The 12,835-nt window shown below is 73.6% G+C and carries 12 protein-coding genes; 8 read left to right on the top strand and 4 right to left on the bottom strand.

Features of this window, described 5'->3' with window-relative positions:
* Positions 1-68 precede the first annotated feature (68 nt).
* The 3 genes from PZB77_RS17060 (at position 69) to PZB77_RS17070 (ending at position 3,149) form a co-directional block, all read left to right on the top strand.
* Positions 69-764, top strand: a complete 696-nt coding sequence (locus PZB77_RS17060) for an ABC transporter substrate-binding protein (protein WP_275493458.1) — start codon at positions 69-71, stop codon at positions 762-764.
* Between the two features lie 42 nt (positions 765-806).
* Positions 807-1,802 (top strand): asparaginase, encoded by a 996-nt coding sequence (locus PZB77_RS17065; protein ID WP_275493459.1) that lies wholly within the window; start codon positions 807-809, stop codon positions 1,800-1,802.
* Between the two features lie 84 nt (positions 1,803-1,886).
* Positions 1,887-3,149 (top strand): GNAT family N-acetyltransferase, encoded by a 1,263-nt coding sequence (locus tag PZB77_RS17070; protein WP_275493460.1) that lies wholly within the window; start codon positions 1,887-1,889, stop codon positions 3,147-3,149.
* Between the two features lie 32 nt (positions 3,150-3,181).
* On the opposite strand, the gene PZB77_RS17075 is transcribed toward PZB77_RS17070, so the two are convergent.
* Positions 3,182-4,411: an acyltransferase gene (locus PZB77_RS17075; RefSeq protein ID WP_275493461.1), complete on the bottom strand. Its 1,230-nt coding sequence runs from the start codon at positions 4,409-4,411 to the stop codon at positions 3,182-3,184.
* A 285-nt stretch (positions 4,412-4,696) separates the two neighbouring features.
* On the opposite strand from PZB77_RS17075, the gene PZB77_RS17080 reads away from it, so the two are divergent.
* From PZB77_RS17080 to PZB77_RS17100, 5 genes are all read left to right on the top strand, one after another.
* A complete protein-coding gene (locus PZB77_RS17080; protein ID WP_275493462.1) occupies positions 4,697-5,206 on the top strand; it encodes an HAD domain-containing protein in 510 nt (169 codons plus the stop codon).
* Between the two features lie 274 nt (positions 5,207-5,480).
* Positions 5,481-6,917: a rifampin monooxygenase gene (gene rox, locus PZB77_RS17085; protein ID WP_275493463.1), complete on the top strand. Its 1,437-nt coding sequence runs from the start codon at positions 5,481-5,483 to the stop codon at positions 6,915-6,917.
* Between the two features lie 301 nt (positions 6,918-7,218).
* Entirely contained in the window at positions 7,219-7,695 is a 477-nt protein-coding gene (locus PZB77_RS17090; protein WP_275493464.1) for a helix-turn-helix domain-containing protein, read from the top strand.
* A gap of 18 nt (positions 7,696-7,713) precedes the next feature.
* Positions 7,714-8,361 carry a hypothetical protein gene (locus tag PZB77_RS17095; RefSeq protein ID WP_275493465.1) on the top strand — a complete coding sequence of 216 codons (648 nt, stop codon included), beginning with the start codon at positions 7,714-7,716 and terminating at the stop codon, positions 8,359-8,361.
* 193 nt (positions 8,362-8,554) lie between these two features.
* A complete protein-coding gene (locus PZB77_RS17100) occupies positions 8,555-8,890 on the top strand; it encodes a DUF2516 family protein (protein WP_275493466.1) in 336 nt (111 codons plus the stop codon).
* Here the strand turns inward: PZB77_RS17100 and PZB77_RS17105 are convergent.
* From PZB77_RS17105 to PZB77_RS17115, 3 genes are all read right to left on the bottom strand, one after another.
* A complete protein-coding gene (locus tag PZB77_RS17105; protein WP_275493468.1) occupies positions 8,872-10,332 on the bottom strand; it encodes a response regulator in 1,461 nt (486 codons plus the stop codon). The genes PZB77_RS17100 and PZB77_RS17105 overlap by 19 nt on opposite strands.
* A gap of 363 nt (positions 10,333-10,695) precedes the next feature.
* The gene (locus tag PZB77_RS17110) at positions 10,696-11,763 is read right to left on the bottom strand and encodes an NlpC/P60 family protein (protein ID WP_275493469.1); all 1,068 of its coding nucleotides are present in this window, start codon (positions 11,761-11,763) and stop codon (positions 10,696-10,698) included.
* Between the two features lie 241 nt (positions 11,764-12,004).
* Positions 12,005-12,796 (bottom strand): class I SAM-dependent methyltransferase, encoded by a 792-nt coding sequence (locus PZB77_RS17115; protein ID WP_275493470.1) that lies wholly within the window; start codon positions 12,794-12,796, stop codon positions 12,005-12,007.
* Positions 12,797-12,835: the final 39 nt, after the last annotated feature.

The raw sequence follows: 12,835 nt of genomic DNA on the forward strand, positions 1-12,835 counted from the left end.
GCCCCGTACAGGGTGGCACGATGCACGATGTCGGTGTGCCGACGCACCGGCCGAGGGGACGGAACAGCATGAGTACCTATGGAACGGGACGATCTCCCGGTGCCGTACCGACGACGCCCACCACCATGCGGCCGCCCGTGCAGCGGAGCGTACCGGCACCGGAAGGAGCCCCCGGGGCGGGGGGCACCGCTGCTCCGGGCCGGTCACCGCTGGCCGCGTCGGCGGGTTCCGTGCCCGAGCAGGGGGCCGGCCATCCGCTTCCCGAAGCGCTGGCCGCGGTCCTGCCGCAGGCGGGCTTCGGCGGGCTCCGGCTTCCGGAGCTGCGGACGCTGCGCCGGGAGGCCCAGCGCGACGAGGCCGACCTCAGCTACGTCCGCCGGCTGGTCCAGGGGCGGATCGACATCCTGCGGGCGGAGCTGGCACGCCGTCGGGCCCCGGAGTCCCCGGTGGTGGACCGGCTTCCGGAGATCCTCGCGGACGCCCCGTCGCGGCACCGCACCTCCGCCCGGCACGTCACCCTCCGGACACCGCGCGGCGACGAGTACGCCCGGCTCGCCGCCGAGACGCTCGCCGAGGTGGAGCTCTCCGACCTCCAAGCGCGTACGGACGAGGAGCTGCACTCCGCGATGGGGCGGCTCGTCGGTTACGAGAAGCAGGTCTCGCGCCGCCGTCACCAGCTCCAGCGCACGGCGGACCAGTGCGGTGCGGAGATCGCCCGCAGGTACCGTGACGGAGAAGCACAAGTAGACGATCTGCTCGCCTGAGGTGATCCTTCCGGGAGCGGGTCCCGCCCCCGGAAGGCCCTCATGACCAGCAACGACGCCCCCGTCCCCTCCTCCGGCTCCGAAGGGCCCGACCCGGCCGTTCCTCCGGTGCTCGCCGAGGTCGTGCGGTCCGGCTTCCTGGAAGGCCGTCACCGGGGTTCGCTCGTGCTCCTGGCGGCGGACGGCAGCGTGGAGTACGCCCTCGGCGATCCGGCGGCGCCCGTCTTCCCCCGCTCCTCCAACAAGCCGATGCAGGCCGCCGCGATCCTGCGGGCCGGCCTCGACCTCTCCGGCGAGCGGCTGGCGCTCGCCGCCGCGAGCCACTCCGGGGAGGACTTCCACCTCGCGCTCGTCGCCACGATGCTGGCCGAGCACGGGCTGACCCCCGCCGACCTGCAGACCCCGCCCGATCTGCCGCTGGACCCGGTGGAGGCGGAGGCGTACCTCGCCTCCGGGCGGGTCCGGGAGCGGATCACCATGAACTGCTCGGGCAAGCACGCGGCGATGCTCGCCGTCTGTGCGCTCAACGGCTGGGACCGGGCGAGCTACCTCGACCCGGCGCACCCGCTCCAGCGCCTGGTGCACCGGGTGATCGAGGAGGCGGCGGGCGAACCGGTCGCCTCGGTCGGTACGGACGGCTGCGGCGCACCCCTGATGGCGATCGGGCTGACCGGTCTGGCGCGGGCCTTCCGCTCCTTCGTCCTGGCAGAGCCCGGTACGGCGGAGCGGCGGGTGGCGGACGCCATGCGTGCCCACCCGGAGTACGTGGCGGGCACCCGGCGTCCGGACACCTGGCTGATGCGGGAGCTGCCGGGCACCCTCTCCAAGATGGGCGCCGAGGCGGTGCAGGCGCTGGCCCTGGCGGACGGCCGGGCACTCGCCTTCAAGATCGAAGACGGCTCGACCCGCGCGCTCGGCCCGGTGCTGGCCCGCGCCCTCGAACTCCTCGGCGTGGACGCCCCCGTCGTCGCCCGCGTCGGCCGGGCGCCCCTGACGGGCGGTGCGGTGGAGGTGGGAGAGGTGCGGGCGGCGTTCTGAGGCGGCGGGGCCGGCCGGCCCGGCGGTCGGCCCCGGCCGGGAAACCCGGGCGACACGGCGAGGTCGGCCACTTAGCGTGGCCGTATGAGCCTGGACATACGCACCCTCACCGCGACCGACTATCCCGCCTGGCTGCGGGCCGTACGGAGGGGGTTCCTGCAGACCGTGCCGGAGACTCCGCAGGAGGTGGCGGAGAAGATGGCCCATGTCGATCTCGCCCGTGCGCAGGGCGCGTTCGAGGGCGGCCGGTGCGTGGCGACGTTCCGCTCGTTCGCCCAGGAGCTGACCGTCCCGGGCGGGGCGCGGGTGGCGGCCAACGCCATCAGCGCCGTGTCGGTCCTCGGGACGCACCGCCGGCAGGGGCTGCTGCGCCGGATGATGGCGAGGGACCTCGCGGCGGCGAAGGAGCGGGGTGAGGTGGCCGCCACGCTGATCGCCGCCGAGTACCCGATCTACGGCCGCTTCGGCTTCGGCCCCGCCACCACGCTCACCGAGTGGGAGGTGGACGTCCTCCGTTCCGGCCTCGACCGCCGCGCGCCGGTCCCCGCGGTGGGACCGGCCGGGGCCGACGGCGGCCGGATCGAGTTCGTGGAGGCGGAGGACGTGACGAAGCTGGGCCCGGAGATCCACGCCCGGCTCGCGGCGCACCGGCACGGCGTCGTCGACCGCCCCGCCCGCTGGTGGGACCTGCTCACCGGCGTGGGTGTCACGGCGGCCGACAAGTGGACCGAGCCCTTCTACGCCCTCTGCCGGTCCGCCTCCGGGGAGCCCGAAGGTCTGGTCACCTACCGCGCCGACGACACCTGGGACGACCGCAAGCAGCCGCGGAACACGGCGACCGTGGCCGATCTGATCGCGGCCACCCCGGCCGCCGAACGGGCGCTCTGGCACTTCGTCTGCTCGATCGACTGGATCACCACGGTCCGCACCGGCTACCGCGCCCCCGACGACCTGCTCCCCTCGCTGCTGCCCGACCCGCGCGCGGCCCGGGTGGTCAGCCAGGCCGACTGGCTGTGGGTGCGGGTGCTCGACACCGCGCGCCTGCTCGCCGCGCGTACGTACGGGCAGGAGGCGTCGCTCGTCCTCGACGTCCGGGACCCGGCGGGTCTCGCGGGAGGCGTCTTCCGGCTGGACGCCTCCCCACAGGGCGCGGTGTGCGCGCCGGACACCCGGAGCGCCGATCTGACGCTGGGGGTGGAGGAGCTGGCCGCTCTCTGCCTCGGTGACGCGTCGGTGGAGCGGCTGGTGGCCCTGGGCCGGATCGAGGAGAACCGTCCGGGGGCGGCGGCGACGGCGGACCACACCTTCCGTACGGCCCGCCGGCCGTGGTGCCCGGACGTGTTCTGACCGGGCACCCGGTGGCTCGGGTGGGGAGCCGGTCAGTTCGTGGCGGTGCGCAGCCGGACGAAGGCGGAGTTCAGACCCGTCTTCAGCAGCCGGGCGAGCGGGCGTTCCACGAAGCGGTGGATGACGTAGGCCAGGACGAGGAAGCCGGCGACGAGGGCCACGAGCAGCAGCCGGGGGTCCATGGTGTCCCGGAGCCGGTTGATCAGGGTGGTGCCGATCGCGTAGTGCACGAGGTAGAGCGGGTACGTCATCGTGCCGGCGGTGACCAGCCACTTCCAGCGGATGCGGTCGGTGAGGCCGAGGGAGACGCCCACCATGAGCAGCAGGAACGCGGTGAAGACGACCGTGCTGCCGCGCCAGCTGGAGACGTGCTCGACGAGGTCGATACGGTGCCCCAGCTCCAGCTGTCCCATCAGCCAGGCCATGGCCAGGATGCCCCAGAGCAGCAGGTCCTGTCCGAACCGGTGCATCAGGTAGAGGGCGAGCCCGGCGATGAAGTACCAGGCGCCGTCGGGCTGCGCGACGAGGACGAGCAGGGGGAAGTGAGAGACCGGCGCGAGCATCGCGACGGCGCCCCACAGGCAGCAGAACACCACGACTTTGCGGTAGGTCAGTCCGGTGGCGACCACGAGCAGGAAGAGCAGGTAGAAGCGGAGCTCCGACCAGAGGGTCCAGTAGACGCCGTCGACGTTGGGGACCCCGGAACCCGACTGCAGCATGGTGAAGTTGATCAGGACCTCGCGCAGCCTGAGCCGCTCCCAGACGCCGGGGACAGCCGCCAGGAAGCCGGTGGTGAGGATGATGGCGACCCAGTAGGCGGGGTAGAGCCGGATCACCCGCGAGACGAAGAAGTCCTTCGGGGTCCTGCCCCAGCACGACATGCAGATCACGAAGCCGCTGATCACGAAGAAGATCTCGACGCCGATCCAGCCGTACGAGGCGAAGCGGAACACCGTCGGCATCAGCTCGGAGGCCGAGCGACCCCAGATCACGTTGCCCGGCCGGTCGACGCGGGCGGTGCCGGCGTAGTGGTGGACGGCCACCATCAGGGCCGCGACCAGGCGGATACCGTCGATGGCGTACAACCGACGGCCCGCCCGGGCGGGGGCGGCTGCGTGCCTGCCGCCCCCGCCCGGTCCCTGCTGCGGGAGGCCGGTGGTGGTCACCGCCTCGATCCCGGCGAGCGGGGGAAGGGGATCCTGCAGCCGGCCCGTGACCCGCTGCCGTAGGGGTATCGACAATCCGCCGTCCGCGCCGCGCATCCGTATCCGACCATCCTCATCAGGGAACTCCGGGGCGGAGCGGCCACCGGACGGCGTCAGGCTACGACCGACTCATCGAACGGATGGGAACAGAATCCCGAGGGGTGACATGTTTCCCGCAGTGCCCGCCCGCACGTCCCGCAACGTTCCCCGAGTGTTCACCTGGGCTCGTCGGGGCGCCGGCGACAGGGGTGGAGGGGCGGCCGGGCAGCCGGAGCAGCGCGGCGGCCCTCTCCCCGGTCCGGCTCACGGGCCCGGACCGGGCGGGGCGGCTATCGTGCGGGCGTGAACGGTCCGGAGCTCCGCCCGCTGCTCTTCCTCGACGTCGACGGCCCCCTCATCCCTTTCGGGGCGACGGCGCGGGAGTACCCGGACGGGTACCCGGTGTACCGCTCGTCCTCCGGCCGGCCGAAGGACGTCGACAACCCGCTGCTGTCGAGGATCAACCCCGCGTTCGGGCCACGACTGGAGGCGCTGGGGTGTGAGTTGGTGTGGGCGACGACCTGGATGGCCGAGGCGAACCTCGTCGTCGCGCCGTGGCTCGGACTCCCCGATCTGCCCGTCGTGGACTGGCCCGAGGACGTGGACGACGAGGACGGGCGGGGTGGTCTGCACTGGAAGACCCGCACGCTCGTGGAGCTGGCGGCCGGGCGTCCCTTCGTCTGGGTGGACGACGAGATCACGGAGACCGACCGGCGCTGGGTGGCGGACCACTGCCACGGACGCCGGCTGCTCCACCGCGTCGGTCTGACGGACGCGGACTTCGCGACGCTGGCGGCGTGGGCGGGCGCGTGAGGACGCGGGGCCGCCCCGACCGAGCGGCGTCCTCTGCCGCGCGGGTGGCGGGTGCCCGACGCCTGCGGCCTGCCCGGACCCCGGTGGGGACGACAGAGGCAGGGAGAGAGCTCCCTGCCACTCTCAACGTATAGCGCACCGGGGGGCTTGCCACAAGGCCCCCGGTGTACCGCAGAATCGCCACCTCCACCGACGGGGCGTGTGTCCGCACGCCGCGACCGCCGGTGGTCCGGCCGGGAAGACCGGTGTCGTTCTCTCATTCAGTGGGGTGTTCATGACGGATGTGACCGTGGTCGGTGGCGGACCGACGGGCCTGATGCTGGCCGCCGAACTCCGGCTGCACGGCGTCCAGGTCGTGGTGCTGGAGAAGGAGGCCGAGCCGACCCGGCAGTCCCGCTCCCAGGGCCTGCACGCGCGCAGTGTCGAGGTGATGGACCAGCGCGGCCTGCTGGAGCGCTTCCTCCGGCTGGGCCGCCAGGTCGTCTCCGGCGGCTTCTTCGCCGGGCTCGGCACGGCCTGGCCCGCGCACCTGGACACCGCGCACTCGTACGTACTCGCCATTCCGCAGGTCACCACCGAACGCCTGCTGGCCGAGCACGCCGCCGAACTGGGCGCCGAGGTCCGGCGTGGCCACGAGGTGGTGGGGCTGGAGCAGGACGGCCAGGGGGTGACCGCCGTTCTCGCGGACGGTACCCGACTGCGCTCGCGCTACCTCGTCGGCTGCGACGGTGGTCGCAGCGCGGTGCGCAAGCTGCTCGGCGTCGGCTTTCCCGGCGAACCCGCACGGGTCGAAACCCTGCTGGGGGAGATCGAGCTGGACGCGACGCCGGAGGAGGTGGGCGCCGTCGTCGCCGAAGTGCGCAAGACGCAGCTGCGGTTCGGGCTGATGCCGCTCGGCGACGGCGTGTTCCGGGTGATCGTGCCGGCCGAGGGGGTGGCCGAGGACCGTGCGTCCGGGCCGACCCTGGAGGAGTTCAAGCAGCGCCTGCGGCACTTCGCCGGTACCGACTTCGGTGCGCGCTCCGCGCGCTGGCTCTCCCGCTTCGGTGATGCGACCCGCCTCGCCGAGCGGTACCGGACCGGCCGGGTACTGCTGGCCGGTGACGCGGCGCACATCCACCCGCCGACCGGCGGACAGGGACTCAACCTCGGCATCCAGGACGCCTTCAACCTCGGCTGGAAGCTCGCCGCCGAGGTGAACGGCTGGGCGCCCGAGGGGCTGTTGGACAGTTACCACGCCGAGCGCCACCCGGTGGCCGCCGAGGTGCTCGACAACACCCGCGCGCAGATGCTCCTGCTGTCGACCGAACCAGGCCCCCGGGCGGTGCGCCGGCTCCTGACGGAGCTGATGGACATCGACGAGGTGAACCACCGCCTGATCGAGAAGGTCACCGCGATCGGCGTCCGCTACGACGTCGGCGAGGGCCATCCCCTCCTCGGCAAGCGGCTGCGGGACGTGGGCCTGAAGCAGGGACGCCTCTACGCACTGATGCACGCCGGGCGCGGCCTGCTGCTCGACCGGACCGGCCGGCTCTCCGTCGACGGCTGGGCGGACCGCGTCGACCACGTCGTCGACGGCAGCGACGAACTGGACGTGCCCGCGGTACTGGTGCGGCCGGACGGCCACGTCGCCTGGGTCGGCGACGACCAGCGGGAGCTGGCCGGCGCGCTGATCCGGTGGTTCGGCGGTGCCGTGACGTCCGCCCCCTAGAGGACGCCGTCGCGGTCCATGCCGCTGAGGAGCCACCCGGCGCCTTCCCCCACCCCGGTACCGAGTTCAAGGATCGGGCCGAGCCGGGCCGGGCCCGGCCCGGCCGGGTGGCGGCGAGCGCGACGAGGAGGCTGCCGGTGCGCTCCTCGGCCGTCCGGGCCCGAGGGCGCCGGTGCCGCCGCCGGAAGGTCGTGCCGGCACGGGCGTACGAACGGCCGGACGGTGTCCTCCGCACGACACGTGCCACACTTTTGCAAGCATCCGCTTGCAATTGTTAGCGCTCATGTCGCACCATCGACTCATGGCATCACTCAACGTCGGCAATCTGGGCGAGTACCTCCGGGAGCAGCGTCGCAGCGCGCAGCTCTCGCTGCGGCAGCTCGCGGATGCCGCCGGGGTGTCCAATCCGTATCTCAGCCAGATCGAGCGCGGCCTGCGCAAGCCCAGTGCGGAGGTGCTCCAGCAGGTCGCCAAGGCACTGCGGATCTCGGCCGAGACGCTGTACGTACGGGCCGGGATCCTGGACGAGCGGGAGCGGGACGAGCTGGAGACGCGGGCGGTCGTCATGGCCGACCCGTCGATCAACGAGCGGCAGAAGAACGTGTTGCTCCAGATCTACGACTCGTTCCGCCGGGAGAACGGTTTCGTCCCCGATACGGACGCTCCCGCCGATGCCGATACGCCCCGCGGCGACGGGGAGGACGGTTCCACCACCGCCGCCGGTGATTCCCGTACGCCCCCTGGCAGCGATGCCGCAGACCCTCACCACGAACACTGATCCGGGAGGACCACAGTCATGGCCATCACCGATGACCTGCGCAAGACCCTCACCGACCCCACCCCCCTCTACTTCGCCGCCGGTACGGCCGAACTCGCCGTCGAGCAGGCGCGCAAGGTCCCGGGCCTGATCGAGCAGCTGCGGGCCGAGGCGCCCGAGCGGTTCGAGGCGGTACGCGGCACCGACCCCAAGGCCGTGCAGGAGAAGGTCTCCACGCAGGCGCGGGAGGCGCAGGCCAGTGTGCAGGCCAAGGTCACCGAGATGATCGGCTTGTTCGACACCGACCTGCGCAAGCTCGGTGAGACGGCGCAGGACTACGCGCTGCGCGGCATCGGCGTGGCCGCCGAGTACGCGGTGCGGGCCCGTGAGGCGTACGAGAAGGTCGCCGAGCGCGGCGAGCAGAGCGTGAAGACGTGGCGCGGCGAGGCGGCCGACGAGATCGTCGAGATCGCCGCCGTCGTGGAGGCGGACGCGCGGGCGGACTCCATGCCCGCGGCGAAGCCGGCTCCGGCCGCCGGGAAGCCGGCCGCCGCGCAGCCGGCCGCCGTCAAGCCCGTGACCACCGCCGCTGCTCCCGCCCCGGCCCCCGCCAAGCCGGCCGAGGCGAAGAAGGCGCCCGCGCCGCGCAAGGCGGCGGCGAAGAAGTCCACGCCACCCGCGAAGTAGCGGTGCGGTACGGGGCGGGCGCCGTGACGGCGTCCGCCCCGGCGCCGGGTGCGGACGGGAGCGCTCGCGCGCCGGTCGTGGACGGGAGCGCTCCGCCGACCGGCGGGCATCGTGACCGGTGGCCGGTCCGTCGTCCCGGTACGGTTGCGGCAGGCGCCGGAAAGCGCTCAACCACTACGAGGCGGTGCACCCCATGTTGCTCAGCGGATTCGGCACATTCATCCAGCTGCTGTACCTGCTCATGCTCGTCCTGGCCGTGGTGGCCCTGGTCTTCGCGTCCCTCGCGCGCGAGGACGCCTACCGTGCGGCCGACAAGAAGACCAAGAAGTTCTGGGTGATCCTCCTGGCCGTCGCCGTGGCGGTGAACCTCTTCGTGCCGATGCTCTTCCTGATCCTCGCGGGGACGGTCGCCTCCATCGTCTTCATGGTGGACGTGCGCCCGGCGATCAAGGCGGTCTCCGGCGGCGGCAACCGCCGCGGCGGCTCCAGCAGCGACGGCCCGTACGGCCCCTACAACGGCGGGCGCTGAGCAGGCACTCCCGGTACGACAGGCACCCCGGGCACGACGGGGAGGGCCGGGGCGGCGGGCGTGACCGCCGCTGACGGGACGGGGTGGGATCGCACGGCGATCCTGCCCCGTTCGTGTGTGCGGGCCCGGTCGCGCCGGCGGTCGCGGTCCTGCTCGCGGTCCCGGTCGCGGGAGAGCAGCAGGACCGCCACGTCGTCGGTGAGCTCGCCGCCGTTCAGCTCGCGCACCCGGGCGACGGCGGCGTCCAGCAACTCCTCGCCGCGCAGACCCCGGCCGAGCTGCTCGTCGACCATCGCGACCATGCCGTCCTGGCCGAGGCGCTGGTTGCCCTCGCCGATGCGGCCCTCGATGAGCCCGTCCGTGTACATCATCAGGTGCCAGGCGCCGCCCAGCTCGACCTGGCGGCGCGGCCACCGGGCGCGCGGCAGCAGGCCGAGCGCCGGTCCGCCGTCGTCGAACGGCAGGAGGCGGGCCGCGCGCCCCGCACGGGAGATCAGCGGCGCCGGGTGCCCGGCGAGGCAGAGCCCGGCGCGCCGCCCGTCCGGGGCGATGTCGACGGTGCAGAGCGTCGCGAAGATCTCCTCGCTCTCCCGCTCGTGCTCCAGCACCTGCTGCATCGTGGAGAGCAGTTCGTCCCCGCAGAGGCCGGCCAGCGTCAGGGCCCGCCACGCTATGCGCAGCTCGACGCCGAGGGCCGCCTCGTCCGGGCCGTGCCCGCAGACGTCGCCGATCATCGCGTGGACCGTGCCGTCCGGCGTACGGACCGTGTCGTAGAAGTCGCCGCCCAGCAGCGCGCGGCTGCGGCCGGGGCGGTAGCGGGCGGCGAAGCCGAGGTCGGAGCCGGCCAGCAGCGGGGTGGGCAGCAGGCCGCGTTCCAGGCGGGCGTTCTCCTGGGCGCGCAGGCGGGACTCGGTCAGCTGGTGCTGGGCGATGTCCGCCCGCTTGCGCTGCACGGCGTACCGGATGGCGCGGCTCAGCAGCCGGGCGTCGAGTTCGTCGCGGAAGAGGTAGTCCTGGGCGCCGACGCGCACCGCTTCGGCGGCCAGCTCCGCGTCGTTCTCTGCGGTGAGGGCGAGGACGGCGTGGCGCGGGGCGATCCGCAGCACGTGCAGGAGGACGGCCAGCTCCTCGGCGCGCGCGGAGTCGCTCACGGCGGGCACCGGGATGTCGGCTGCCCCCGCGGGGGCGAGGGAGCGTGCGCCGGCGCCGTCAGGCAGCGAGAGGTCGAGCAGGATGCAGTCGACGTCGTCGGTGAGGAGCCGCCCCGCCTCGGTGAGGTTGCGGGCGGTACGGACCCGGACCCGGGCGCCCGCCGCCGCGGGGAGATCCGGGAGGGAGAAGGTGCCCGTGGGGTCGTCCTGGATCACCAGCAGGGTGAGGTCGGCTCCATCGGCGGTCTCGGCGGCGGGCACGGCACGCTGCTGAGGTACGGGTGCGGGCATCGGTTCCGGGTTTCCTTCCCTCCCCCCGAGGGCGCGGGCGGGACGACGAGCGACGACCTGCCAGACCGGGACCATAGCGGTCGGCGGCCCGGGAGCGGAATGGCGCCCGAGGACGCGCCGCTGTCATATGCGCAGTCATATGCCGCGTCCTGGCACGGATCCGGCGCGGAGGACCGTCCCGGCCTCGCGGGAACGCCATGACAAACATCACGCGGGCGCGTGCGCGTGCGGGGAGGTGGGTCACACGCCCGCGCACCGGCCGGGGCGCGCGCCCCGGAGTGCGGCGGTCCTCCTCACTCCGGCGCGCCCGTACGGTGCGCGCGGGGCCGGTCGGGAGGGCCGGTGCGTCCCCGGGGACGACGCCTACGCGTCCGGGCGCACCACGCCGAGGATCTCCATCGAACCCGCCCCGGCCAGCGTGACGTTTCGCCCGGGGCGCGGTGCGTGCACCACCATGCCGTCGCCGACGTACATCCCGACGTGGGTGGCGTCGCTGTGGTAGATGATCAGGTCGCCCGGCCGCATGTCCCCGACGGCGATGTGCGGGAGCCGGGCCCACTGCTCCTGCGAGGTGCGGGGGATCGGCCGCTTCGCCGCCGCCCACGCCTGGGACGTCAGGCCGGAGCAGTCGTACGAGCCGGGTCCCTCGGCCCCCCAGACGTACGGTTTGCCGATCTGGGCGAGGGCGAACCGCACGGCGTTCCTGCCGCTCGGGCTCGCCGCCCGGTTGATGTCGTGGAGCGCGCCGGAGCTGAGCCAGGAGGACTGGGCGGCGGCCTGCGCCTGCTTCTCCAGTTCGAGGAGGCGGGCGCGCTCTTCCTCCTCCAACTGCGCTTCGATCGCCTTCGCCTCGTCGATCCGGGCGTTGATCTCCTTCTTCGCCCGCGCCTGTTCGAGGCGTCCGGCCTCCAGCTTCTCCCAGTTGACCTGCGCGTCCTCGGTGTACAGCTCCAAATCGGCCTGTGCGCGCGTCATGTCGGCCAGCACCGCGTCGGAGGCCTGCTGGCTCTGACGCATCTGGTTGAGGCCGTACAGGAAGAGCCGGGGGTCACTGCTGAGGGCGAGCTGGGTGCCCGGCGGCAGACCGGCGTTGCGGTACTGCTCCCGGGCCTGGGCGCCGGCCTGGTCCTTCAGCCGGGCGATCTTCTGCCGGCCCTCGTCGATGGCCCGGCCCAGCTCGTCCAGCTCGGCGGTCTGCTTCTCGACCTTCTCCTCGGCGAGGTTGTACGCGTCGGTCGCCGCCCCCGCCTCCCGGTAGAGCTGGTCGATCTCCTCGCGCACCTCGGCGAGGGACTTCCCGGCACGGGCCGAGGGGGCGGCCGCCGCCGAGGGGATCGGCGCGGGGGAGGCCCATGCCTGGACCGGCAGGGAGACCATCGCGAGCGCGCAGACCGCAGTGAGTGCGGCTGCCGCACAGTGACGTCGTTTCACGGACGAACTCCCCCTCCGGCACCTGGAGCAAAGGCCCGATAGCGCTCATGTGACTTACCGTCAGTAACCTCCCGACGACCTCGCGATCGTGCCACGCCGCCCCGGAAAGCAACAGGGGGGCCGGGGGAGGACGTGCCGGACCGGCGGAACGGGGCACTGCTTTCCCCGCGGATCCGGGTACGACGCACTCCGTACGCCCCGCGCACATGTCGGCGGCGCGCCCCGGGGTTCCCCGCGGGCGTCAGGCCCGGCCACCGCCCGGACGCAGGGCCTCCCAGGCCACCGTGAGTTCGCCCTGCCGCCAGCGGCGTACACCGTCGCACAGCGGCCAGTCGGCTTCGAGTGAGCGCGCGGCGGCGATCCACCGCTGACGCGCGCCGAGTGAGGAGTACGGGGCCGCGGCCGCCCAGGCCCGGTCGAAGTCGCGGAGGAAGGCGTGCACGGGTTCGCCCGGCACGTTGCGGTGGATCAGCGCCTTGGGGAGCCGCTCGGCGAGGTCCGAGGGCCGCTCCAGCGAACCCAGCCGCGCGGCGAACGTCACCGTGCGCGGGCCCTCCGGCCCGAGCGCCACCCACACGTGCCGCCGCCCGATCTCGTCGCAGGTGCCCTCCACCAGCAGGCCGCCCGGGGCGAGCCGGGCGCAAAGGCGCTCCCAGACCTCGGCGACCTGGCCCTCGTCGTACTGGCGCAGCACGTTCGCCGCCCTGATGAGGGCGGGCGGTTCGGCGAGCGGCACCTCGAAGCCGCCGTGCCGGAAGGTGAGCCCCTCGCGCGCGTACGGCTGCGCCGCCGCGACCCGCTCCGGGTCGATCTCGACGCCGACGACCCGGGTGCGCGGCGCTGCGGTGCGCAGCCGGGCGAGGAGTTCGACGGCGGTCCAGGGGGCCGCCCCGTAGCCGAGGTCCACCGCGACGGGGGAGTCCGCGCGCCGCAGGGCGGCTCCGTGTGCGGCGGCGATCCAGCGGTCCATGCGGCGGAGCCGGTTGGGGTTGGTGGTCCCGCGGGTCACGGTTCCGATGGGGCGCTGGGGCATGCGGTGAGCGTACGCGGCACGGACGGACGCCCGCCCGCG

The sequence above is a fragment of the Streptomyces sp. AM 2-1-1 genome (assembly GCF_029167645.1).
GTDB lineage: Bacteria > Actinomycetota > Actinomycetes > Streptomycetales > Streptomycetaceae > Streptomyces.